At 55.0% G+C, this 23808-nt stretch carries 25 protein-coding genes and 1 pseudogene; 15 read left to right on the plus strand and 11 right to left on the minus strand.

Translation table 11 applies throughout. From position 1 onward, the window contains the following. From ACOTX7_RS21610 to ACOTX7_RS21625, 4 genes and pseudogenes are all read left to right on the plus strand, one after another. Nucleotides 1-102: pseudogene (locus ACOTX7_RS21610) on the plus strand (type 1 fimbrial protein); the annotation flags it as partial. Between the two features lie 52 nt (nucleotides 103-154). Beyond that, nucleotides 155-847, plus strand: a complete 693-nt coding sequence (locus tag ACOTX7_RS21615; protein WP_047354944.1) for a fimbrial biogenesis chaperone — start codon at nucleotides 155-157, stop codon at nucleotides 845-847. Nucleotides 848-862: 15 nt separating this feature from the next. Beyond that, on the plus strand, nucleotides 863-3355 hold the full coding sequence (locus ACOTX7_RS21620; RefSeq protein ID WP_221256717.1) for a fimbria/pilus outer membrane usher protein: 2493 nt from the start codon (nucleotides 863-865) through the stop codon (nucleotides 3353-3355). A gap of 15 nt (nucleotides 3356-3370) precedes the next feature. Then, a complete protein-coding gene (locus tag ACOTX7_RS21625; RefSeq protein WP_221256716.1) occupies nucleotides 3371-4435 on the plus strand; it encodes a fimbrial protein in 1065 nt (354 codons plus the stop codon). Nucleotides 4436-4441: 6 nt separating this feature from the next. Here ACOTX7_RS21625 and ACOTX7_RS21630 read toward each other — a convergent pair whose 3' ends face one another. Continuing rightward, the gene (locus tag ACOTX7_RS21630; RefSeq protein WP_032674174.1) at nucleotides 4442-5077 is read right to left on the minus strand and encodes a LuxR C-terminal-related transcriptional regulator; all 636 of its coding nucleotides are present in this window, start codon (nucleotides 5075-5077) and stop codon (nucleotides 4442-4444) included. Between the two features lie 570 nt (nucleotides 5078-5647). Here ACOTX7_RS21630 and ACOTX7_RS21635 point away from each other — a divergent pair. Beyond that, the gene (locus tag ACOTX7_RS21635) at nucleotides 5648-6268 is read left to right on the plus strand and encodes a LuxR C-terminal-related transcriptional regulator (protein WP_047354940.1); all 621 of its coding nucleotides are present in this window, start codon (nucleotides 5648-5650) and stop codon (nucleotides 6266-6268) included. 75 nt (nucleotides 6269-6343) lie between these two features. Further along, nucleotides 6344-7024, plus strand: coding sequence for an EAL domain-containing protein (locus ACOTX7_RS21640; RefSeq protein ID WP_000288876.1), 681 nt, complete (start codon nucleotides 6344-6346; stop codon nucleotides 7022-7024). Nucleotides 7025-7057: 33 nt separating this feature from the next. On the opposite strand, the gene nlpA is transcribed toward ACOTX7_RS21640, so the two are convergent. The 4 genes from nlpA to ACOTX7_RS21660 form a co-directional block, all read right to left on the minus strand. Further along, nucleotides 7058-7858 carry a lipoprotein NlpA gene (nlpA, locus tag ACOTX7_RS21645; RefSeq protein WP_221256715.1) on the minus strand — a complete coding sequence of 267 codons (801 nt, stop codon included), beginning with the start codon at nucleotides 7856-7858 and terminating at the stop codon, nucleotides 7058-7060. Between the two features lie 188 nt (nucleotides 7859-8046). Beyond that, a complete protein-coding gene (locus ACOTX7_RS21650) occupies nucleotides 8047-8445 on the minus strand; it encodes a type II toxin-antitoxin system VapC family toxin (RefSeq protein WP_047354939.1) in 399 nt (132 codons plus the stop codon). Beyond that, on the minus strand, nucleotides 8442-8708 hold the full coding sequence (locus ACOTX7_RS21655; protein WP_221813674.1) for an antitoxin: 267 nt from the start codon (nucleotides 8706-8708) through the stop codon (nucleotides 8442-8444). The genes ACOTX7_RS21650 and ACOTX7_RS21655 overlap by 4 nt, the downstream gene beginning before the upstream one ends. Nucleotides 8709-8825: 117 nt before the next feature. Then, nucleotides 8826-10325 (minus strand): MDR family MFS transporter, encoded by a 1500-nt coding sequence (locus ACOTX7_RS21660; protein ID WP_221256714.1) that lies wholly within the window; start codon nucleotides 10323-10325, stop codon nucleotides 8826-8828. Nucleotides 10326-10403: 78 nt separating this feature from the next. Here ACOTX7_RS21660 and ACOTX7_RS21665 point away from each other — a divergent pair, with 78 nt between their 5' ends. Next, entirely contained in the window at nucleotides 10404-11051 is a 648-nt protein-coding gene (locus ACOTX7_RS21665) for a TetR/AcrR family transcriptional regulator (RefSeq protein ID WP_205925017.1), read from the plus strand. Here the strand turns inward: ACOTX7_RS21665 and ACOTX7_RS21670 are convergent. Continuing rightward, nucleotides 11048-11467, minus strand: a complete 420-nt coding sequence (locus tag ACOTX7_RS21670) for a GNAT family N-acetyltransferase (RefSeq protein WP_214592393.1) — start codon at nucleotides 11465-11467, stop codon at nucleotides 11048-11050. The genes ACOTX7_RS21665 and ACOTX7_RS21670 overlap by 4 nt on opposite strands. Nucleotides 11468-11604: 137 nt before the next feature. On the opposite strand from ACOTX7_RS21670, the gene ACOTX7_RS21675 reads away from it, so the two are divergent. Then, on the plus strand, nucleotides 11605-11901 hold the full coding sequence (locus tag ACOTX7_RS21675) for a YicS family protein (RefSeq protein WP_003861030.1): 297 nt from the start codon (nucleotides 11605-11607) through the stop codon (nucleotides 11899-11901). Nucleotides 11902-11949: 48 nt separating this feature from the next. Here the strand turns inward: ACOTX7_RS21675 and ACOTX7_RS21680 are convergent, their stop codons facing one another. Beyond that, nucleotides 11950-12900, minus strand: coding sequence for a LacI family DNA-binding transcriptional regulator (locus ACOTX7_RS21680; RefSeq protein WP_221256712.1), 951 nt, complete (start codon nucleotides 12898-12900; stop codon nucleotides 11950-11952). Nucleotides 12901-13193: 293 nt separating this feature from the next. Between ACOTX7_RS21680 and ACOTX7_RS21685 the strand changes: the two genes are divergently transcribed. The 6 genes from ACOTX7_RS21685 (at nucleotide 13194) to ACOTX7_RS21710 (ending at nucleotide 19103) form a co-directional block, all read left to right on the plus strand. After that, complete coding sequence (locus ACOTX7_RS21685; protein WP_003861034.1) at nucleotides 13194-13508, plus strand: PTS sugar transporter subunit IIB; 315 nt, start codon at nucleotides 13194-13196, stop codon at nucleotides 13506-13508. 11 nt (nucleotides 13509-13519) lie between these two features. After that, entirely contained in the window at nucleotides 13520-14845 is a 1326-nt protein-coding gene (locus ACOTX7_RS21690; protein WP_006812491.1) for a PTS cellobiose transporter subunit IIC, read from the plus strand. A gap of 17 nt (nucleotides 14846-14862) precedes the next feature. Beyond that, complete coding sequence (locus ACOTX7_RS21695) at nucleotides 14863-16239, plus strand: glycoside hydrolase family 1 protein (protein WP_221256711.1); 1377 nt, start codon at nucleotides 14863-14865, stop codon at nucleotides 16237-16239. Between the two features lie 5 nt (nucleotides 16240-16244). After that, on the plus strand, nucleotides 16245-16547 hold the full coding sequence (locus tag ACOTX7_RS21700) for a PTS lactose/cellobiose transporter subunit IIA (protein WP_074166029.1): 303 nt from the start codon (nucleotides 16245-16247) through the stop codon (nucleotides 16545-16547). Nucleotides 16548-16683: 136 nt separating this feature from the next. After that, a complete protein-coding gene (locus ACOTX7_RS21705; protein ID WP_006812494.1) occupies nucleotides 16684-18063 on the plus strand; it encodes a carbohydrate porin in 1380 nt (459 codons plus the stop codon). A 134-nt stretch (nucleotides 18064-18197) separates the two neighbouring features. Next, nucleotides 18198-19103, plus strand: coding sequence for an EamA family transporter (locus ACOTX7_RS21710; RefSeq protein ID WP_032674178.1), 906 nt, complete (start codon nucleotides 18198-18200; stop codon nucleotides 19101-19103). A gap of 116 nt (nucleotides 19104-19219) precedes the next feature. Here ACOTX7_RS21710 and nepI read toward each other — a convergent pair whose 3' ends face one another. Continuing rightward, nucleotides 19220-20410, minus strand: a complete 1191-nt coding sequence (gene nepI, locus ACOTX7_RS21715) for a purine ribonucleoside efflux pump NepI (protein ID WP_221256710.1) — start codon at nucleotides 20408-20410, stop codon at nucleotides 19220-19222. A gap of 207 nt (nucleotides 20411-20617) precedes the next feature. On the opposite strand from nepI, the gene ACOTX7_RS21720 reads away from it, so the two are divergent. Next, the gene (locus ACOTX7_RS21720; RefSeq protein WP_221813675.1) at nucleotides 20618-21616 is read left to right on the plus strand and encodes an aldo/keto reductase; all 999 of its coding nucleotides are present in this window, start codon (nucleotides 20618-20620) and stop codon (nucleotides 21614-21616) included. 62 nt (nucleotides 21617-21678) lie between these two features. Here the strand turns inward: ACOTX7_RS21720 and ACOTX7_RS21725 are convergent, their stop codons facing one another. The 3 genes from ACOTX7_RS21725 to ACOTX7_RS21735 form a co-directional block, all read right to left on the minus strand. Further along, nucleotides 21679-22854, minus strand: coding sequence for an acetyl-CoA C-acetyltransferase (locus ACOTX7_RS21725; protein ID WP_047354931.1), 1176 nt, complete (start codon nucleotides 22852-22854; stop codon nucleotides 21679-21681). Beyond that, nucleotides 22851-23264 carry a carboxymuconolactone decarboxylase family protein gene (locus tag ACOTX7_RS21730; RefSeq protein WP_028014973.1) on the minus strand — a complete coding sequence of 138 codons (414 nt, stop codon included), beginning with the start codon at nucleotides 23262-23264 and terminating at the stop codon, nucleotides 22851-22853. Before ACOTX7_RS21730 ends, ACOTX7_RS21725 begins: the two co-directional genes overlap by 4 nt. Then, a partial coding sequence (locus tag ACOTX7_RS21735) for an MFS transporter (protein WP_421626156.1) occupies nucleotides 23251-23808 on the minus strand: 558 nt, incomplete at its 5' end. The genes ACOTX7_RS21730 and ACOTX7_RS21735, both read right to left, overlap by 14 nt.

Consider the following 23808-nt stretch of genomic DNA (forward strand, 5'->3'; position numbering starts at 1 on the left):
GCCACGCTGACGCTGGATGTTTATTACTATAAAACCAACGCCGCTGCCGCCACGGTGGGCGAGTTAAGCTCTAACGTAACATATACCATTTCCTACCTGTAATAATGATTATTCAGGCTCTGTTTTCGCAGAGCCTGCATTTAAGGTTGCAATCATGCGCAAGGCAATTTTGCTGGCAGGCTTACTGTTAAGCACAGGTCACTCATGGGCCAATATTGTCATTAATGGCACCCGTGTCCTTTATCCTGAAAATAATAAAGAGGTGATCGTCCAGTTAATGAACACGGGCGATGCGCCCGCTCTGGTGCAATCCTGGATAGATGACGGTGATATTAACTCCACGCCGGAAACAGCCAATGTGCCGTTTCTGCTGTCGCCGCCGGTGATAAAGGTCGATGAACATAATGGCCAACAGCTTCGTATTAAAAAGCTGCCGTCCAGTTTGCCTGCGGATCGGGAATCCGTCTTTTTCCTGAATGTCCTCGACATTCCGCCAAAGCCTGAAAATCTGCAAAACCAAAATACCGTTCAGCTGGCGATTAAATCCCGTATCAAACTTTTTTATCGACCCGCTGCGCTGAAAGGCACCCTGGATGACGCGGTGGCGAAACTGACGCTCGCCGCCGACGGCGATCGCTTTCGCATTACAAATAACAGTCCGTTCCATATTACGGTCGCCAATATTTCGCTGGGTAAAACGAAATTACTTCAGGAGTCCCCGATGGTTTCCCCGTTTGGGCAGCTGACGGTCGCCACAAAAAATACGGTTAAGCGCGGACAGACCTTCCAGCTGATGTATGTGGACGATCTTGGCGCGTATAAAACCCGGACTTTCACCAGTCAGTGATCGGAAAGACTCACCATGAAAATGAAACAAAACAGACTCTGTCTGCTGGCAGTCTGCACGCTTCTGCTTTCGCATAAATCAGGGGCCGTCTCGTTTGATCCCTCCCTGCTTGCTGGCGCATCCGGTGAGTCCGATCTGTCTCGCTTTTCCGAAAACAACGTCATGCCTGCCGGCAGTCAGGAGATGGATATCTACGTAAACGGCAGCTGGAAGGGAGGTTATACCGTCATCTACGGCGAGCAGCGTGACGACATCCGCCTTGCCTGGAAAGATGCTCAGTCGCTTGGCATTAACACCGCGTCCGTTCCTGCCCCCGCCATTGCGCATGGGCAGGTCCAGCTGCGCGATCTGGTGCAGGGCGGTGAAGTCAAAACCGATACCAGTACCCTGAGTCTGGCGCTTACCGTTCCGCAGGCGGCCGTATTACGTACTGAAGAAGGTTATATTGCCCCCCAGTTCTGGAACGAGGGGATCCCGGCGCTGATGCTCTCCTGGAACACGACCTGGTATAACACCCATTCAAAAGGCACCGCGAAAGATACAAACGATGATTTTTATGCCGGGCTGGATTCCGGCGCCAACCTGTTCGGCTGGCAGTTTCGTGACAGCAGCGCCTGGCGCAAATCGGCCAGCGGGGAGAGCCAGTGGCAGAATAATACCCGCTATCTGCGCCGTCCCCTGGCCTCGCTGAAATCCAACCTGACGCTGGGTGACTTTTATATTCCGGGCGATCTGTTTGATTCCCTGCGCGTGCGCGGCGTGTCGCTGGCGTCGGACATGAAGATGCGCCCGAATTCACAGCAGGGTTTTTCACCGGTGATCCACGGCGTGGCGCGGACGAACGCCCTGGTAAAGGTTATCCAGAATGGCAACGTGATCTATCAGGAGAATGTGCCGCCGGGCCAGTTTACGCTCGACAGCATTCAACCCACCGGCTCCGCGGGCGATCTGCTGGTGGTGGTGCGTGAGGCGGACGGTTCACAGCAGTCCTTCACGGTGCCGTTTTCCGCCGTTCCCGGCATGTTGAAAGAGGGGGTAAGCCAGTACAGCGTGGTGGCGGGTAAAGTACACCAGAACACGCTCGACGCCGAACCGGCATTCATGCAGGCCACGCTGCGCTACGGGTTTAATAACCTCATCACCGGCTATACCGGGACGATTATTAGCGATAATTACCAGGCCGGGCTTGTCGGTACCGGGTGGAACCTTCCCTTTGGCGCGGTCTCGTTTGATGTCACCCACGCAAAAACCACCCTACAGGATCGCACCAGCAGCGGTCAGAGTTATCGCGTGTCGTACAGCAAATTTATCGATACCACCGCCACCAACTTTACGCTGGCGGCCTATCGCTATTCCACTAAAGGCTATTACAGCTTCAGCGACGCGCTCTATTCGCGCGAAGGGTATCAGCGCCTGAGAGCGCAGTACGACGACTATGAAGATCGGTTTGGCGTGGCGCCCGACATGTCGCTAAGCACCTGGGATGCTCTGCGCGCGGCGCAGCCCAAGAATACCTTTACGCTTAACCTTAATCAGCGCCTGCTCAATAACTGGGGCACGGTGTTTGTCTCCGGCACACAGCGCGATTACTGGAACTCACAGCAAACCACGCGCGAATATCAGATGGGTTATTCCAACGCCATCGGCCGCGCCAGCTATACCCTGTCGGCCAGTCGGGTACGAAATAAGGACAGTGAAGAAGAGACGCGCCTTTATCTCTCCCTTAGCCTGCCGTTCTCCCTGTTTGATAATAATGCGTGGATCACCTCCAGCCTGACGGCCAGCGATTCGCATTACGAGCAGAGCAATATCAGCATGAGCGGGAATGCGCTGGCGTCGAACCGCCTGAGCTATACCCTCTCCGGCAGTAATGCGCGGGGGGGTAAAAATGCGGCAAGCGTTAACGCGGCGTACCGTTCGAACTTTGCCACACTCGGTGGCTCTTACAGCGAATCTTCTGACTACCGCCAGACCGGGCTAAGCGGACGGGGAAGCCTGGTGGCCTACCCGTGGCACGTTCTCGCCTCAAACGAAACCGGCACAACCATGACCATCGTCGATGCGCCAAAGGCAGAGGGGCTGATGGTGAACGGCGATGAAAGCATTATGACGAACCGCGATGGCGTGGCGCTGGTGCCTTACGCCACCCCATATCGCAAAAACGCGATTACGTTAACTCAAACGGAAAACAGCGCTGGCGCGGAGGTGATCGGCAACATGGCTAACGTGGCTCCTTACGACGGGGCGGTGAGTTATATCCGCTTTGAAACCGACAAACGCCAGTCGTGGGTGCTTCATGCAACCCGTGCCGACGGCAAACCGCTGCCCTTTGGCACCGAAGTGCTTGATGAACACGGTGGATCTGTCGGGTATGTCGGTCAGGCCAGCGTACTGTACATCCGCGCTGAACAGCCGCCACGCGCGCTTAACGTGCATTTCCGCGGCGGGAAGTGCGAAATCTCCGCCCCGGCCTGGGGGCTGAACAGCCCCTCATCGGTTTGCCATTAATTACGGATTATCAAAATGTTACGATCATTCATGTTCCTGCTCCTCACCAGCATTAGCGGGATGAGCTATGCCACCTGCTCCGGCAGCAGCATCGTTTATGGCACACCGATTACCATTGATTTATCGGATAAGCTTAGCCCCGCCACGCCCACCTGGACCGGCAGCTTCACCACCCAGTACAGCGGCTCGTTCAACTGCACGACGGGTAACAGTGAATTTTCTTACACGCCGATCCTCTCGACCGACAGCAAATACGCGACCATTCTCGGGTTCAGCAATAACAAGTATATGGTGCGGGCGGAGATCACCAATCCCCCGGCCAATAAAACCCTGTCTGCCAGCGGTAGCCATACGGCGTCTGAACTGAACACACCGTTTACGGTTCGCTTCACCCTCGTTAACCAGAGCGGTACCACGCTGACGGGGGATACGGCGAACATGAGCGACGTTCTGTTCGTCAGCGACATGAGCGGATTGTCGATTTTGGAAATCATCCTCTGGCCAATCAATCAGGTCATCAAAATCGCCCAGTGGTTGTTCAGCGGGTTCAAGTGGCCTTACGACAACCGCGATATGTTTGGTCAGCCGATGATCATCAAATACGCGCCAAAACTGACCACCTGTTCCTTTGATAATGCGGGGCTGACCGTGGCGCTGCCGACGCTCGGCATTCCCCAGCTCAGTGCATCCTCACAGCCGGGGCTGACGCCTTTTTCACTGAACATGAGCTGTCAGAACGTCGGGGTTAACGGCAATTCCGATCGGGCAATTGAGATGTTCCTGTCCAGTACGCAACTGCTCTCAACCGACAGCTCGGTGCTGATCGACAGCAGCAGTAGCGCGGCGCAGGGCGTGGGGCTACGGCTGATAAAACGTGACGCCCCGCAAACGCCAGTGACCTTCTCAACCTCGACCACCAGCCGTGGCAACGCCACAATGATTTTCAGCGTGGCGGCTGGCGCGGCGCTGGACGAACATTTCACCCTTCCTATGGCGGCGTACTATTACGTGTGGGCACCCGACCAGGTTAGCCAGGGTAAGATCAATACATCGGCTACGCTGAATATTATCTACCCCTGATGCGAACTATTCCTCCATCTTTCCAACCGTTTGCACATACTTAATCAGTTCGCTGTGGTTGGAAAGATTCAGTTTTTTCATCGCATTGTGCTTCTGCGTCGCAATGGTACTGACCGAACGGTTTCGATGACGGGCAATCTCCGTCGTTGAAAATCCTTCCACGATAAGATGAAGCACCTCCCACTCTCGGGCCGAGAGGATGGACCGCGCCCGGGAGCCGGATCGCATGACCCGCCTGAGCCACGACGAGACCGACGGTTTTTGCCCGTCTGCCATGAGCAGCGCGGGTAATTCCTTTTTCAGTTCAGTTAATTCATCCTGCTGGCTGATGGTTAATTCAAATTTCATCTCCAGAACTTTTTTTAACAGCCCGTAAGGCAGCTCGGGCACCAACAGAACACGCCTGACGTGATGGGTTTTACATAAAGAGGTGAAACGGCTGCTGACCTCCGCACTCCACTCTTTATGATTAAGCAGATAATTAAATTCAGTGAAGAAAACATCCACATTATTATCCGCCACCGCCGCCAGCGCCTGTTCAGTAGAATCGACCTGAGTAATGTTCAGTACGTAATCGGGTAAAAGATCCTGGAGCGCCCGGAATATTATCTCTTTAAATATATTTATTTTGTAAAACACCATTACCCTTACGATACGTTCAGTATTATTCATGTCTTTTCTAAATTCTCGTGACCGGAGGAAAAGGATAATAGTTTATGTACTCACCACTCACAACCTCTTCACGCCAGGATTTTATCCTTCTCAGGCCTAAAAATCTGAACAAGGACATTAAATTTATAGAAAAAATTCTATTTTATTCTGCACACCGTTCCCCCCCGCAGATAAAGGGATGTAGATAATCCTGCCACGATCACATCTTTTCTCACAGAAGCAGCAATAACCTACTGATAAAACAATGGATTAACGCCATTAACCCACTACCTGATGCTTATTATCCACTCATTTACAGAATAAAAAGCTGTCATGAATATTATTCGAAGATTAAAACAATTACATATACCATTAAAACCATTTTTCAATTTTATCTTTCTCTAACAATTGGCATCAGCTTTACTCGACGGTTTGTATTGGCTTACATTGATGCCATCGCATCGCGTTATTTAAATAAGTGCTCGCTATTCTTTTATTAAGAGAGTGCGATCCGCCATTTTCTCTTATATGGACTGTTTACTCAGCGAAAGGAGAATGCCAATGCAAAATAAAAAAACAATTCACGTTGCCGTTGTTGACAGCTGCGAATTCACCATGATTGGCCTGCAATCGCTTGGAAAGCGTGAGCCTGATGAAAAGCACGACGTCATTTTCCATGGATTTACCCATATCGAAGAGCTTGCTATGAGTGAACAACCCTTTGATATTATCATTTATGATCCGTTGAATACGCGTCATTTCCGGGTGACGACGAATGACGATATTCTCTGTATTAAACAGAAGCAAGCGACGGCGAAGATCTATATCTATTCTTTATCCGCCGGCTATTTGAAATTCAAACATGTTGATGGGGTAATCAGCAAAAGAGTCTCCCTGGGAGATATCAAAGCGCTGTGGCAAATACTAATGAGCCAGACGCCGCAAGAATCTGGCCGTTACAACGTGGGCATGACTACCCGCTTACGCACCCCGGCGAGGCTGTCCAGCGAGGAGGCCAGCGTATTGCGCGGCTATTCCTGTAACCTCAAAACCAAGCAAATCGCCCGCCAGCTGGGGTGTAACGTCAGGCTGGTTTATTTCTATAAGAACAACGCCATGAACAAGCTTAAAGCCGTGCGTGGTCCCTCTTTTTACCAGAGCATTCGCTGGATCCTGAATTAAGAATTTGACCGTGTGTCGTTTGCCTTTTGTTCCCGTGTCCGCGGGAACCTTTTTTCTTTTCCTGAAGGCTGTTCCATGTATACCGTTCTTCCCTCTCCCCTGTTGCAACGTATCTCCGGGCTGCGATTCCAGCCGCTTGTCGATCTTCATTCGGGCCAGGTGTTCGCGCATGAAGTTCTCGTGGAGATCCATAACGTCAATCTTGAGGTGTTGTTTGCCTCGCTGCCCTCGCGCAGCGCGCTGCAAATCTTCTTCTGGCAGGCCAACACCCTGTTACAGATCCCCGGCCGGGACGCTTACTGGCTTAACCTCCCGGCAGAACACCTTCTCGACGAACGCGCTATCCGGTTGTTGCTGGCGTTACGCCATCAGCAACGGTTAACGATTGAAATTCAGGATCCCCTTACCATCACACGGCTGAGCGAAGCTGAGCAATGTCGTCTTCACGCCACGCTTGTTCGGTTAAAAGAGGCGGGATGGCAAATCTGGCTGGACGATTTAACCCGGGAGCTGGCTGAGACGTTCACGCGGCTTGCGCTGCCGCTGGACGGGGTGAAAATTGACCGTTCAGCGCTGCGCGAGCGCGCGCCGCTTGCCCCGTTTGTGCGGGAGATCAGGGCGGGCATCGCTCAATCAATCCTCACAGAAGGCATTGAGAACTCGCGGGATCTGGCCCGCGCCCGCGCGTCCGGCGCACAATCTGGTCAGGGTTTTCTGTGGCCCGAAAGCCGAACCGATGCCCGCGTAACGCTTTGACGGCCAGCGGATCGCTGGCCTTTATACCGTGGCTTACCAGCCCGGCACCGCGCCGCCGTTAAAAATGGTCTCTGCCGCTTTCGCCACTTCCGGCGACTGATAGGACTGGATAAATTCCTTCACGTTTTCCGCATCTTTATTGTCTTCACGCGTGACAACAATATTCACGTAGGGCGAGTTTTTGTCTTCGATAAAGACGCTGTCATGCACCGGAGACAGCCCCGTTTGCTGGAGATAGGTGGTGCTGATGATGGCTACATCCACCTTCGGATCGTCCAGCACGCGCGGCAGCTGCGCCCCTTCCAGCTCCATAATCTGTACGTTTTTCGGATTCGCGGTAATATCCAGCACCGTTGGCAGCAGGCCAACGCCTGGTTTCAGGGTAATCAGCTGCTCTTTTTGCAGCAGCAACAGCGCGCGGCCAAGGTTAGTGGGATTGTTTGGAATCGCAATGGTTGCGCCGTCCTTCAGCTCTGACACTGCTTTGATCTTTCGGGAGTACCCCGCCATCGGGAAGACGAAGGTATTGGCCACGGCGACCAGCTTGTAATTGTGCGCCTTGTTGTCCTGGGCGAGGAACGGGCGATGCTGGAAGACGTTGGCGTCCAGTTCACCCTGGTTGGTGGCATCGTTGGGTAGCAGCGAGCCGCTAAAGCCCACCAGTTCAACATCCAGACCGTACTTCTCCTTTGCCACCTTTTTGGCGACTTCCGCCACTTCCTGCTCTGCGCCATTAATCACGCCGACTTTAATGTGTCTGGCATCATTGCCGCTCTGGTCACAACCCGCGAGCAGCAGGCCAGTCAGGAGAAGCGCACCCAGTTGAAGTTTCACGAGACAGTTCCTTTTGATAAACGTTTTGAAGACTATATCGACAACGAGGCGGCAGGCTAAAAAACGAAAAGGAATCAATAAGACGGTTAAGTTATATGCAACCTGTTGCCGGGTGGCGCTGCGCTTACCCGGCCTACGTGACGGAGGAAATGTTGGCCCGGTATGCGTAGCGCCTCCGGGCGTTGGGATCAGGCTACGGTAGTCCAGTCCTCAACCGTGAGATCCTGCACCATCCCGAACGCACGATCGTTCGTGACAATCGTCGTTCCCCGGCTAATGGCATGTGCGGCAATCAACTGATCGAGATCCCCCATTACTTTTCCTTTTTTTTCCATTGCCGCACGCAGTTCACCGTAGGTGGCTGCGGCTTCGCTATCCCAGGCGCAGATGGTGATGGTGTCGAGAAACGATAATATTGTCTCTTTAAGCTCACTACTCTGCTTCTTATCGGCCCCATAGAGCAATTCCGCTTCCGTGATGCTCGAAATACAGACCTCTCCAGGCCTCAAGCCAGCCATACGGGTGACCACTTCAGGATGCCTTTTAAACAGATGGCTCACAATATTTGTATCGAGCATATGCCTCATGAACAAACTCCATCCAGAGGATCTCTTTTCGTGACACTCTGGTTTCTCTCCTCCTTACTTAAAAATGAATCGGGTACAGTTGTCTTTTCCAGCAACCGGAAAAAGTTATCCCAGGTTTTCACCTGTTCAGCCTTCGGCGTCAAAACCACATTCCCCTCCTCATCCCGGCGGATATAAACACTCTCCGTTTCAAATGCAAATTCCGCAGGCAAGACCACGGCCTGGTTTCGTCCTTTTTTAAATAGTTTCGCTGTGCGTTCCATGGCAACCTCTGTCGGTTTATTGACCAGCCCACAGCATGCGCTAACGCCCCGGAAAGCGACAAGCGAGACAGTTAAAATTCAGAAAGCGACTCGCAATAAATAGCAGAACCGCTAACTTCACGCCTGTCGACGCAGCGGCGCTTCGCGCAAAAACCACGACAGCACAAACGCCAGCACCATAATCCCCGCCGCCAGCATGAACACCGCATGGATCGCCGAGCCAAACGCATCCAGGTAGTCCAGACGCAGAGCATCAGGCAGATGGTGAATGGCAACGGGATTCAGTTCGTGCGGCAGTTCCGCCCCTTCCGGTAGTCTGTCGATCAGGCCTGATTGCAGAATATGGGTGAACACCGCGCCAAACAGCGCAACGCCAATCGCGCCGCCAATGGAACGGAACAGCGTTACCCCAGACGTCGCGACACCGTATTGATCGGCAGACACGCTGTTCTGGACGGCCAGTACCAGCACCTGCATCACCAGACCCAGCCCCATGCCAAGCACGCCGGTAAACAGGTACAGCTGCCAGGTTGGGGAGGTAATTGAAATGCGCGTCAGTAAAACCATCCCCACCACGCCGAGCAGCGTGCCGAGGATCGGGAACAGGCGATATTTCCCGGTGCGGCTGATGATGCGCCCGCTGATGATAGAGGTGAGCAACAGCCCGCCCATCAGGGGGATCAGCTGCAAACCGGCCTGGGTCGGCGTGGCGTCTTTTACCACCTGCAAATAGAGCGGCAGGAAAGTGACAGATCCAAACAGCGACATGCCGATAATAAAACCAATCAGGCTACAGAGCAGGAAGCTGCGGTCGCGGAAGAGCGACAGCGGGATAATCGGCTCCCACGCCAGCCGCTCTTCGTAGATAAACCCGGCGATCCCCGTCAGGCCGAAGGCCAGAATGCACCACAGCTGCGGGTCGCTCCATTGGCGGATCGTCCCCCCCTCGGTGGTAAACAGGATGATGCACAGCAGCGCCATGCTGAGGTAAATCGCCCCCAGGTAGTCAATTTCATGCTTGCTGCGCCGCGCGCTGCCGTGGAATACCGCGCCAATCACCAGCAGCGCAAACAGCCCCAGCGGCAGGTTGATGTAGAAAATCCAGCGCCAGGAGGCGTGCTGAACAATAAACCCGCCGATCAGCGGCCCTATCACCGTCGCCAGGCCAAACACGCCGCCAAACAGTCCCTGATAGCGTCCGCGATCGGCAGGCGGGATCACGTCCGCCACGGCCGCCATGCTGATCACCATCAGACCGCCGCCCCCCAGCCCTTGCAGGGCGCGCATCAGCACAAGCTGGGTCATGTTCTGCGCCAGGCCACACAGCGCGGACCCCACAAGGAAAAGCACAATCGCGATTTGCAGAACGATTTTTCGGCCAAACAGATCCCCGAATTTGCCGTACAGCGGCACCACGATGGTCGAACTCAGGATATAGGCCGTGACCACCCACGAGAGCTTATCCAGCCCGCCCAGCTCACCCACGATGGTCGGCAGCGCGGTGGAAACAATGGTCTGATCCAGCGCCGAGAGCAGCATCACCAGCAGGAGTGCGCTGAACAGCAGCTTAATCGACGGCGCGTTTTTCGCAGGTTGAGTCATTACGTCGGACTCCATGAGACATCACTTGAAATTAATTAATCGTATAATTAATATTTGTGGAAGTGATGAATAAGATCAAGAGATACGGTGACTATGCCAGCACAAAAGGACAATTCTGAACCCCGCCGCCCCGGTCGGCCACGCGGCGGCAAGCGCGTTACCGCCAGCCGTGAACAGCTGCTGGACATCGCCCTGAACCTCTTTTCCCGGCAGGGGATCGCCAATACGTCGTTGAACGCCATCGCCCGCGAAGCAGGCGTGACGCCCGCCATGCTGCACTACTACTTCAACTCCAGAGAACAGTTACTGGATGCGATGATTGAGGAGCGCTTCCTGCCGTTACGCGAGCGGATCGGGGCGATTTTCGCCGACAACCGGGATTCGCCGGTGAATGCCCTGACGGAAATGGTCAGGGTGCTGGCCGAACTGGCGGAAAAGTATCGCTGGTTTGCCCCGCTGTGGATGCAGGAGGTGATTGGCGAGATGCCGGTACTGCGCACCCATTTGCAGGCACGCTTTGGCGATGAGAAATATCACACCACGCTGGCAACCATCAAAGGCTGGCAGCAGGAGGGCAAGCTGAATCCGGCGCTGGCCCCCGAACTGCTGTTCACTACGCTGCTGAGCCTGGTGCTGGTGCCGTTCTCCCGCATGCGCAATGACGAGAGGCTTAGCGCCCTCTCGCCGGAGATCGTGGTGCGCCACGTGTTAGCCGTGATTGGCACCGGGATCGGCGGTTAAAGATTTTTGGTCAGATAGTGTCTCTGCATTCCCTGATAAGGGTAATCCTGCAAGGACATCTGCACCTGATAGCCCTGTTTTTCATAGAACGGACGCGCCTGGAAGCTGACCGTATCTACCAGCGCGTGACGACAGCCTTTGCGACGGGCCTCCTTTTCAGCCGTTTTGATAAGCTGGCTCCCCACGCCCGTTCCCCGCACGCTGTCGCTGACCCACAGATAGTCGATGTTCAGCCAGTCGCCTTTCCGTACGCCGATTAACCCGCCCAGCATGACGCCATTGTCGTCTCGCATATATACGCCAATATCGCCGCCAAACGTCGCCAAATCTAAAAACTGCGCGTTATAGGCTCTTAGCCCCGTTAATAATTCTTCTTTTTCCTGGGGTGTGACGTTCTCCGTCGTGATCAGTTGCATAGCGTTCTCCTTGTTTTTGTGCAGTTTAACTATCGCACAGCTGCATAGCAGGGAAAATTCATACTTTTGACCGGGGTCACGACGCTGAAAATAACCCTACATTTCAGGGAAAGCCTGTGACTTTACCGGAGGTTTCGATGAAATCTGCACACCTGGTTTGCCTGCTCGTTTGCCTGATTTTCGCTGCGTTTGTTCACGCGCAGGAGAAGAGCGCTCCGGAGAAAGAGGCGCAAATAAAACAGCAGGTCCTGAAAGATGTGAAGAAAACCTGTACCCCGCAGAAAAAGCAGAGCGATAAGGCCTGGCAGGCGATGATTTTGTCGTCTGAGGCGAACCAGCTGCTGATCAAAAACGCCATCACCGCCGTGAAGCGTGACAACCTGGACGCCTACTGGGATGCGGTAAGTCAGGTGGATTGTATGGAAGATTACTGAGGGTTGAGCGCCGGGTGGCGCTGCGCCTTACCCGGCCTGGAAAACATTTTAACGCTTCCGCACATCCGGAATAATCAAATCCCCGCGCAGCACGTAGGACCCGAGCATCTGCGTTTTCTCCGTCAGCCAGGTGACGATGCGCGCCGCCATGGCGTCCATGGAATACTCAATGGCCGGGATCACCGGAATACCCGGCAGATGCAGCGAACCGCCGAGGCTAAAGACCATGATGTCTTCCGGTACCGATTTATTAAACGCCTGAAGCTGCGGGATCACCCGCTGGGCTTCCTGCTCGTCCGCCACCAGCAGCGCGTTGAAGTTCAGCGTGGTCGCGTTGTTGAGTAATTCCTGAAGCGCAACGGACGATGAAGTCGCGTCCATAAACACGAGGTTGCGATTAAAGGGCAGGAAGTTTTTCTCCAGCGCATGTTTGTAACCCAGCAGCACCTGATCGGCAAAGCCGCTGCCGTGCGGGTGGATCAGCGCTATCTGGCGACGTCCCTGGCTGGTGAGGTAGTTACAGGCCGTTTCAGCCGCGAAGGCGTGGTCGAACTGAATGCTGTTGGCGTTATCGGCTTCCATACAGTCGACCAGAATGACGTTGTCCATGTCCACGTCCAGCGGGAAACGCGCGCCAATCACCAGAATGTCATCACATAAGCCACAGGAGAGTTCTTCAAGGGCATTCATCACTTCTATTTTCGTGTGTGCGAAACGCAGCAGCAGATGTTTTTGATGCTGGCTGAGGTGTTTTTCCAGCGCGTACAGGTAACCGGTGGTCTGGTTGATGTTCTCCTGCGCGCAAATCACCCCAATGCAGCCCGTCGACTGGCTGAGCAGCGACTGGGCAATCACGTTGGGACGATAGTTCAACTCATCCACCGCTTTCAGAACAGCCTGACGGCTGGCTTCTTTAACGCCACGCGACCCGCTCAACACCCGTGATACCGTGGCTTTGGACACCCCGGCCAGACGTGATACATCGTTGATTGTAGACATCTCTCTCCCCTGTCAGACGCAACTGGCGTCTGTAATTTCCATCACCGCTACGGCTCATATTATAGCCAGAACGGAGTATATCCGTTTCCGTTTTCCATGGAAACCGATTTTCCGTTTCCACTCAATTTGATGTCAAAACAGCCAAATTATGTGACCCACATCCAGTTAATTAGCCTCATAAGCAAGGGATATTGATGGTTGTCACACTTCTGTCTTTTATCAATGGAAACCGGTTTCCGTATCATGTCCAATCATCCTCGCAATAACTTTTTACATTTTGAGGATGGTTGTCGATGTTCAAGATTATGCTGTGCTGCTCTGCCGGGATGTCCACCAGCCTGCTGGTCAGCAAAATGATCGATGTTGCAAAAGAACGGGGTTTGCCCGTGAAGATTGATGCGTATGGCGTATCCGAATTTGATACCCAGTTTCCGCACTATCAGGTGGTGCTTCTCGGACCGCAAGTGAAATACATGTTAAAGACACTCTCAGACAAGGCGGCGACGCAAGGCATTCCGGTACAGCCCATCGACATGATGGACTATGGCATGCAGCGTGGCGATAAAGTACTGGACTATGCTCTGTCGCTCATCGAAGCGGCACACTAAAAGGTGTTCACATGAGTTCGTTATATCAATCCATGGTCGCGGTGATTGAGCAGTCAATTACCCCGCTGGCCGCTAAGCTGGGTCAGCAAAAGTATGTGATTGCCATCCGCGACGGCTTTACCGCCGCGCTGCCGTTTATGATCATCGGCTCGTTTATGCTGGTGTTTATCTTCCCGCCGTTCTCGGCGGATACCACCAACAGCTTCGCCCGCGGCTGGCTGGATTTCTCCGAGACCTACCGCGAACAGCTGATGCTGCCGTTTAACCTCAGCATGGGCGTGATGACCTTCTTCATCTCGGTGGGGATCGGGGCGAGCCTGGGACGTCAGTTTAACCTCGACCCGGTGATGTCCGGCCTGCTGGCGTTTATGGCCTTCCTGCTGGTCGCCGCGCCGTATGCCGATGGCAAAATCTCGACCCAGTATCTCTCTGGTCAGGGCATCTTCACTGCGCTGATCACCGCCATCTACTCCACCCGCGTCTATGCGTGGCTGAAGCAGAACAACGTCACCATCCGCCTGCCGAAGGAAGTGCCGACCGGCGTGGCGCGTTCGTTTGAGATCCTGATCCCGGTGATGGTGGTGATCGGTACGCTGCACCCGCTGAACCTGTTCATTGAAGCGCAAACCGGGATGATCATCCCGCAGGCGATCATGCACCTGCTGGAGCCGCTGGTGTCCGCGTCTGACTCCCTGCCCGCGATCCTGCTCTCCGTGCTGCTGTGCCAGATCTTCTGGTTTGCCGGTATCCACGGGTCGCTGATTGTCACCGGCATCATGAACCCGTTCTGGATGGCGAACCTCTCCGCAAACCAGGCGGCGCTGGCGGCAGGCGCGGCGTTGCCACACGTTTACCTGCAAGGCTTCTGGGATCACTACCTGCTGATTGGCGGTGTCGGCTCGACCCTGCCGCTGGCGTTCCTGCTGCTGCGCAGCCGCGCCACGCACCTGCGCACCATCGGCAAAATGGGCATTGTGCCGAGCTTCTTTAACATCAACGAACCGATTCTGTTCGGCGCGCCGATCATCATGAACCCGATGCTGTTTATCCCGTTCGTGTTTGTTCCGCTGGTTAACGCCTGCCTGGCGTACGGTGCAACCAAACTCGGCTGGCTGGCTCAGGTGGTGTCATTAACCCCGTGGACCACCCCGGCGCCGATTGGTGCCTCGTGGGCGGCGAACTGGGCGCTCAGTCCGGTGATCATGTGCCTGGTCTGTATGGTGATGTCCGCGCTGATGTACCTGCCGTTCCTGCGCGCCTATGAGCGTACGTTGATGAAAAACGAAGAGCAGAAAGCCCAGGCAACCGTCGGTAACGCTGAAGCCGCAAGCAATTAAGTCAAAGAGGAATGGTCATGAAATACGCATTTCCCGATAACTTCTGGTGGGGCAGCGCAAGCTCCGCTCTCCAGACCGAAGGGACACGAGAGGGTGAAACCACGTGGGATTACTGGTTTGCCCGCGAGCCGAACCGTTTTCACAACGGCGTGGGGCCGCAGCACACCTCCACGTTTTATCAGCACTGGAAAACGGACATTCAGCTGTTGAAGCAGCTGAACCACAACAGCTTTCGTACCTCAATTAGCTGGGCGCGCCTGATCCCCGACGGTATCGGTGAAGTGAACCCGGACGCGGTCGATTTTTACAATCAGGTCATTGATGAGCTGAATGAACAGGGCATCACGCCGTTTATCACTCTGTTCCATTTCGACATGCCGATGGCGATGCAGGAGATTGGCGGCTGGGAAAACCGCGACGTGGTGGAGGCGTACGCCCGCTATGCGCAGATCTGCTTCGAGCTGTTCGGCGATCGTGTGCTGCACTGGTTTACCTTCAACGAGCCGATTGTCCCGGTGGAAGGCGGTTATCTGTACGACTTCCACTACCCGAACGTGGTGGATTTTCGTCGGGCGGCCACCGTGGCGTATCACACCGTGCTGGCCCATGCGAAGGCGGTTCAGGCTTACCGCGCCGGGCATTATGCGGGGGAGATTGGCATCGTGCTGAACCTGACGCCGTCCTACCCGCGTTCGCAGAATCCGGCGGACGTGAAGGCGGCGCACATCGCGGATCTGATGTTTAACCGCAGCTTCCTCGACCCGGTCCTGCGCGGCGAATACCCGGCGGACCTGGTGGCGCTGCTGAAATCCTACGATCAACTGCCCGCCTGTAAACCGGAAGATGGTTTCCTGATTGCGGAAGGGAAAATCGACCTCCTCGGCGTGAACTACTATCAGCCGCGTCGCGTGAAGTGTCGCGACAGCGCGGTGAACCCGCAGGCGCCGTTTATGCCGGAGTGGTTCTTTGATAACTATGAGATGCCGGGCCGCAAGATGAACCCGTACCGCGGCTGGGAAATCTACGCGCCGGGTATTTACGATATTCTGGTTAACCTGCGCGACAATTACGGCAATCCACGCTGCTTTATTTCTGAAAACGGCATGGGCGTCGAAAATGAACAGCGCTTTATTGAAAACGGCCAGATTAACGATCAATACCGCATCGAGTTTATTTCTGAGCATTTAACGTGGCTGCATAAAGGTATTCAAGAAGGCTGTAATTGCCTTGGCTACCATATGTGGACGTTTATTGATAACTGGTCGTGGTGTAATGCGTATAAAAACCGCTACGGTTTTATTCAGCTCGATATAGAGACGCAGCAGCGCACCATTAAGAAAAGCGGAGAGTGGTTTGCCGCCATCGCCTTAAATAACAGCTTTGATAAAGAGTAAAGATGATGATCGCATTAGAAGAAGCCGTAATGGAAATTATCGTCAACGCCGGACAGTCCCGCAGCCTGTGCTTTGAAGCGCTGCACGCGGCGCGCCAGGGCAACCTTGACGAAGCCAAAAGCCTGCTGCGCGAAGCCGATGGCTACGCGCGCCAGGCGCACAAGATGCAAACCAAACTGATCGAGCAGGATGCGGGCGAAGGCCGCCAGCCGATGACGTTAATCATGGTGCACGCGCAGGATCATTTAATGAATTCCTTATTAGCGCGTGAGTTATCCGAAGAAATTATTCATTTATATCAGAGATAGTCTATGGCGAAATAATTACGGTAATACCTCTGCACCCTAAATAAAGATCCACTTGTTCTGATGATAGCGACATACTCTGTCAGATCGGAGCGGGATGGTTATTGTCTGAATAAAATTAAACTATATTGAGATAACCATGAATACGATTAAAAAACTTCCATTAACCATGGCGGTTATCGCCGCGCTTTGCCCAATTTCCGTGCTCGCACAAGAGTTCACCCAGGAGCAAATCGACGCCATTGTGGCGAAAGCGGTGGATAAAGCCCTCGCCGAACGTCAGGCGAAAATGGATGCGGCGGTGGCGAAAAAAGCGGACGTAGTGACCGAGCCGCAAAGCGCGGCGCAATCCCCGGATATGGCGATCCCGTTCGGCGTGAAATTTACCGGCTACGCCCGCTACGGCGCCCACTTCCAGGCCGCCGATCAGAAATACGTGGCTGTCGATGGCTCTTACAACGGCGCGTCCGCCATTGGTCGTCTGGGTAACGAAGGCAACGGCGGGGAATTCCAGCTCTCCAAGGCCTTCAGGGGTGACAACGGTGCCATCTGGGACATCAACGTGATGATCGACCACTGGGGCGACGAAGTTAACCTGAAAAAAGCCTACGCGGGGGTGACCAACATTATGGCCTCCAACCCGAACGCTTACTTCTGGGCCGGTCGTGACTTCCACCAGCGTCCGCAGCAGGGCATCAACGATTACTTCTGGATGAACCACGACGGCCAGGGCGCCGGGGTGAAGAACTTCGACATCGGCGGCGTGCAGTTTGACGTGGCCGCCGTGGCGGCGGTGGAATCCTGTAGCCCGGAAGTGATGGAAGACGAAGCCAACCCGTCGCGCATCACCTGTACCGGCGGTTCCGGCACGGGCGATAAAGGCAACTACGCTGCCACCTCAAAAATCCACGGCATGAAGCTCGGCCCGATCGACATGGAGTTGTACGCCAACTACGGCTTTGATTCCAAAGCGGTGGAGAGCGACGAGCGTCTGAACGCGTGGCAGGGCGGCGTGGTGCTGAGCCACACCAACGACAGCGGCGTGAACAAGGTAATTGCCCGCTACTCCGATAACGCGGACAACAGCGTGTTCAATAAAACCGAGGATCTGACCACGGTCTACGCCAGCTTTGAAGGGCTGTATAAATTCACCCAGGCGACGCAGGTGGAGTACATTCTCGCCTTCCATGACTACGACAACAGCCGCGATAAGACCGACAATCGCAAGAACTACAACGCCATCGTACGTCCGATGCACTGGTGGAATGACGTTCACTCCACCTGGCTGGAAGCGGGCTGGCAGCACGTGGATTACGACAACGGCGGCGACAACAAGGGCTGGAAGCTGACCCTGTCGCAGAACATGTCCATCGCCATGGGGCCGGAGTTCCGCCCGATGCTGCGCTTCTACGTGACCGGCGGCAAGGTGGATAACGAACGCACCGCGCGCGTGAACAACACCAAAGACGAAACGCTCGACGACTTCAACGTCGGCGCGATGTGGGAGGCGTGGTTCTAGTACGGCGCCGTTTGTTTCGCCCGGCGGCGCTGCGCTTGCACGGGCCTACAAAAGCTTGTAGGCCGGGTAAGCGCAGCGCCACCCGGCAAGATCCCATGTTATGCTACAAAAAAACCAACATAGCAGGGGAGAACATGGGTTCCACACGCAAAGGGATGCTCAACGTCCTGATCGCCGCCGTTTTATGGGGCAGTTCCGGGGTTTGCGCGCAGTACATCATGGAGAAAAGCCACATTTCTTCGCCATACCTGACCATGGTTCGTCTGCTGTTTACCGGCGTGATACTGCTTACGCTCTCCTTCGTTCACGGCGACAAGATTTTCTCGGTCATCAAAAACCGCAAAGACGCCATCAGCCTGCTGTTTTTCTCGCTGGCTGGCGCGCTCACCGTGCAGCTCACCTTCCTGCTGACGATTGAAAAATCCAACGCCGCTACGGCTACCGTGCTCCAGTTTCTGTCGCCGACCATCATCGTGGCGTGGTTCGCCCTGGCGCGGAAAACGCGTCCCGGCATATTTGTCTTATCCGCGATTTTCACGTCGTTGATTGGCACCTTCCTGTTGGTTACACACGGCGACCCGACGTCGCTCTCCATCTCGCCTGCCGCGCTGTTCTTCGGTATCGCCTCGGCGTTTGCCGCCGCGTTTTACACCACCTATCCGTCGACGCTGATCGCCCGCTACGGCACGCTGCCCATTGTCGGCTGGAGTATGTTGATTGCGGGATTAATGCTGACGCCGTTCTACGCCGGACGCGGCACCACCTTCGTGATCGACGGCGGCCTGCTGCTGGCGTTTTTCTACCTGGTGGTGATTGGCACCGCGCTGACGTTCAGCCTGTATCTGAAAGGCGCACAGATGATCGGCGGGCCGAAGGCGAGCATTCTGAGCTGCGCCGAGCCGCTGAGCAGCGCGCTGTTGTCGGTGGTGTTACTTGGGGTGGCATTCACCCTGCCGGACTGGCTGGGGACGCTGTTGATTGTGTCGTCGGTGGTGCTGATTTCGATGGATTCACGCAGAAGGGTTAAGGCATCGGCGTAGCGAATGTCTCCCCTCACCCTAACCCTCTCCCCACAGGGGAGAGGGGACTGCTCGGTGCGGTCTTTTCACCCTCGCCCCTTTGGGGAGAGGGCCGGGGTGAGGGGTGAGAAAATTTACTACTTCGCCTTCACCTTCCCCGCCACCAGCAGCGCGGTGAGTAGCATCAGCGTACCGGAAATCACCAGCGGTGACGTCAGCCCCAGGTGGTCGAGCGCAACGCCGCCCACCGCCGCGCCGCAGGTGTTCGCCAGCTGGATCACCGCCACCTGAATCGACCCGGCTTTTTCCGCCTGATCGGCAAGCGAGCGGGTGATCCACGTCGACCAGCCCACCGGCACCAGCGCAAAGGCAAAGCCCCAGATAATCGCGATGGCAGACGCGACCCACTTATCGCTGCCCCACAGCACCAGCACCGCGGCGCTCAACGCCAGCACCAGCGGCGCACCCGCCAGCGCGACCTTCAGGGAGCGTTTCAGGAACTGGGACGACAGCGACGTGCCGACAAAACTGGCGATACCAAAGCTCAGCAGCACCAGCGTCAGGCCATCCACGTCAAAGCCCGCCATGGTCATGTACACCGGGCGGATATAGGTAAAGAAGGCAAACTGTCCAGCGAAGGACATGAAGATCGCGGTCATCCCCGCCAGCACGCCCGGGCGCTTCAGCAGCGCGAACATGTTCTGTTTGTGGTGCGCCGCTTCCCCCGGCAGGGACGGCAGCGCTTTCCACACCCAAATGATGCAGAGCAGGCCCATCACCGCCGCCGCGTTAAAGACGTTACGCCAGCCGATAATCCCGCCGAGGAAGCTGCCGAGCGGCGCGGCGATCACCAGCGCGATGGAGACCGCGCCGAAGATAACGGACAGCGCTTTTGGCACCGTGCGCGCGGGCACCAGGCGCATGGTCAGCGAGGCGGACATCGCCCAGAAGCCGCCTAAGCCCAGCCCCAGACAGGCGCGACCGAGCAGCAGCAGGGTGAAGCTTTCCGCGAAAGAGACCAGCAGGCAGGAGAGCGTCAGCAGCACGCTGAACAGAATAACCACCTTGCGACGGTCAATGGTGCCGATCGCCTGAGTGATAAACAGGCTGGCGAACATCGCCACGAAGGCGGTGACGGTAACGGACTGCCCCGCCACGCCTTCGGAAATGCCCAGATCCTGCGCCATCGGCGTCAGGAGGCTCACCGGCAGAAACTCAACGGTAATCAGGCAGGCGACGCAGAACGCCACGGCGAAAACCGCCGACCAGTTGGGGTGAGAAACCTCGTTGGTCTGCGGTCTGGTCGTGGGCTGGATATGTTCTGTCATGGCGTCACCTGAAGATAAAAACGTGCGGAAAAGTCGCGCAGTTTATCATCAAAAGTGTGACGGATTTAACGATTTGACAACTTTTGTCGTTTTTAATGATTCGGAAGGCAGATCGGCGGTGACTGATACCTTTTCAGCATAACGAAAATGAAAATTCAGTATCCACAATTGAGGTGAAACAATCATAGCGTCTGAAAAGGAGAAACTATGAAAACACGTACTTTATCTCAAAATCTTACCGTCAGTACCGTCGGCTACGGTGCCATGGGTCTGAGTGAATTTTATGGCCAGACTGATGACATAGGCTCACTACAGGTATTGCATAGCCTCATCGATCTGAACGTGACGTTTATTGATACCGCGAATTTATATGGCCGTGGCCATAATGAAAGGCTAATCGGTCACTTTCTTGCCGGGCTGGATAAAAACACTCGCGACCAGTTTAAAATCGCCACGAAGTGCGGCATCGATCGCTCTCCTGACGATTCCTACGCCCGCACCATCAACAATACGCCGGACTATATCATCCGCTGCTGTAACGAATCCCTTAAGCGGCTTGGCGTGGAGCGAATCGACCTCTTTTATCTTCACAGAGTGAGTAACGCAACCCCGATCGAAGAGAGTATGGATTGTCTGCGCACCCTTGTTAAAGAGGGCAAGATCAACCACATCGGCCTTTGCGAAGTGTCGGCTTCAACGCTGCAACGGGCTCATGCCGTGCATCCGGTCACCGCGTTGCAAACAGAATATTCTCTGTGGACACGCGACATCGAGGAAAGCATTTTGCCGGTCGTGAAAGCGCTAGGTATTGGTCTGGTGCCCTACTCACCTCTTGGCAGAGGCTTCCTGACGGGAAAATACCTGAACAACAACGATTTTGCAGAAGGTGATTTCCGCAAGAATAACGAACGATTTGTTCAGTCCAGCCTCGATCACAATCGCCAGCTGCTCGATATCATCACCCCGCTGGCGACAAAATACGGCTGTACCGCAGGTCAGATTGCGCTTGCCTGGCTGTTAGCACAATACGATCGGCTGGTTCCCATTCCGGGTACTAAGCACGTCAGCTATCTGGCCGAGAACGCGCGCGCTGCCGATATTATGCTTGAGAAGAGCGATATCGAATCGTTGAACAACCTTCATCGCCGGGTAGCGATCAAAGGCGAGCGTTATTCTGCCGAAGGTATGAAGGGCGTGAATGCCTGATACAGCATCCTGAAAATAAAAAACCGGGTTTCCCCGGTTTTTTTATATCCACAGATACGCCGTTAGCGATAAACGCTCAACGCGACGCCTTCCCCGCCGCCAACGCACAGTGCGGCAACGCCACGCCTGGCATCATTACGGATCAGGGAATGAACCAGCGTCACCAAAATTCGGCAGCCGGATGCACCTATCGCATGCCCAAGCGCGATTGCCCCGCCGTATGGATTGATACGATCCGGGGAAATCCCGGCCTGCTGAATCACGGCCAGCGCCTGGGCGGCAAACGCTTCGTTGGATTCAAGATGATCGACATCCTCAGGCTTCCATCCCGAGCGGGAAAGACAGTCGGCAATGGCCTGAATCGGGGCTGCACCCATTAATGCAGGCTGGATACCGGAATTGGAAAATACGCCCAGCGATGCCAGAACCGGCAAGCCACGCGCTTCGGCAGTCTCACGCGTACAAAGCAGGACCGCAGCGGCGCCGTCATTCAACGATGAAGCATTTCCCGCCGTCACCGTACCCTCTTTTCGGAAGACAGGCTTCAGTTTCGTCAATTTTTCGATACTGGTTGCGCGGGGTCCTTCATCCCTCTCCACGCTTATCGTTTCACCTTTTCGCGTCTGCCACGCAACCGGAACAATTTCACGCTCAAAAATGCCACGCGCCTGCGCTTCAAGCGCATTGTGGTGCGAGACGAGGGCATATTCATCCTGCATTTCGCGGCTGATACCAAACTCCGTCGCAACATTCTCTGCGGTGATACCCATGTGATAATCGTTGAAGGCATCCCATAGCCCGTCAGAAACCAGGCTATCTTTGAGAGTAATATCACCCAGCCGCGTTCCGCTACGCGACGTCGTAGCGATATGCGGCGCGTTGGACATACTCTCCTGACCGCCAGCGATAACAAACTCAGCCTCACCCGTCTGTAGCGCCTGCATGCCAAGATGGACCGCCTTAAGCCCGGACCCGCACACTTTGTTTACCGTCAGACATTGCGTATCTACGGGCAATCCCGCATTCAATGCCGACTGTCGGGCCGGGTTCTGACCGCACCCCGCAGTAAGAACCTGTCCCATAATGACCTGGGAGATATCATTGGCTTCTACGCCAGATTCTTTCAGGAGTGCCTGAATAACGCGGCTTCCCAGGTCAGAGGCTGAATGCTCCGCAAGCGCGCCCTGAAATGCGCCCGTCGCCGTGCGGCGGGCTGCAATAATAACAATCTCGCTCATGCGTCACTTCCCTTTAGTCCTGGCAAAGTATGGCCCGTCGCGGCCATTGCCGCGCGGTATGCAGTAAGACCATTCATGCAGGCAGGAACACCGGCATATACCGCCATCTGTATCACTATTTCAAGCAGCTCTTCCGGCGTCACGCCGGTATTGAGCGCGCCTCGCATATGCAGTTCCAGCTGCGGCATGGCATTACCCAGCGTCACAAGCGAGGCAACGGTCAACATTTCGCGCGTTTTGAGATCCAGTCCCGGACGACCCACCACATCCCCGAACGCATAGTCGGTAATCAGGGCGGGTAGCCCCGGGTCCAGCTCGCTCAGGCGGCGAGTGACTTTATCCGCGAGCCCCGCTTCAAGACGGTCCATAATCTCTCTGCCATAGCGCGTGCGGTCATTAATTTGACTCATAAGATTTCTCCATACGGGAATGTTTTGCGGTCAACGTTGATGGAATAACCGCGACAAGCAGAACGGACAGACCGATGGCCGAACCGGCAACGATATACAGGAGCGGCATTGAAAATGCTGAAACCATCCAGGCACCGACTGACGCACCGATACCTATGGCAGTATTGAAGAATGAAACGTAGATTGCGGAGGCCGGGAAGGCTTTATCCTCTGCCATACGTAAAACCCAGGTCTGGAAGCCGACAAATATTCCTGATACGGCGACACCCCAGACAACCATACTGGTGAATATCAACGCAGCAGAGAGCGAAGAACCAGACAGGCCCAGGAACAGCAGCACTGCACAGATCAGCAGTACAGACAAAGAGACCGTCAGCTTGAGATACTTATCAATCAACACGCCGGTCAAGAAATTACCTGCCAGACCCGCGATGCCGTAAACAAAAAGCACAGCAGGAATAATGGCGGTGGACAGTAAACTCTGCGTGGCTTTGTTGAATAAATCAGATTTCGGGTAAGTCTCCCCGTAGCGGGTTGTGTTTTC

The organism is Enterobacter cloacae complex sp. IR5418 (assembly GCF_049238105.1).
GTDB classification, from domain to species: Bacteria; Pseudomonadota; Gammaproteobacteria; order Enterobacterales; family Enterobacteriaceae; genus Enterobacter; species Enterobacter hormaechei.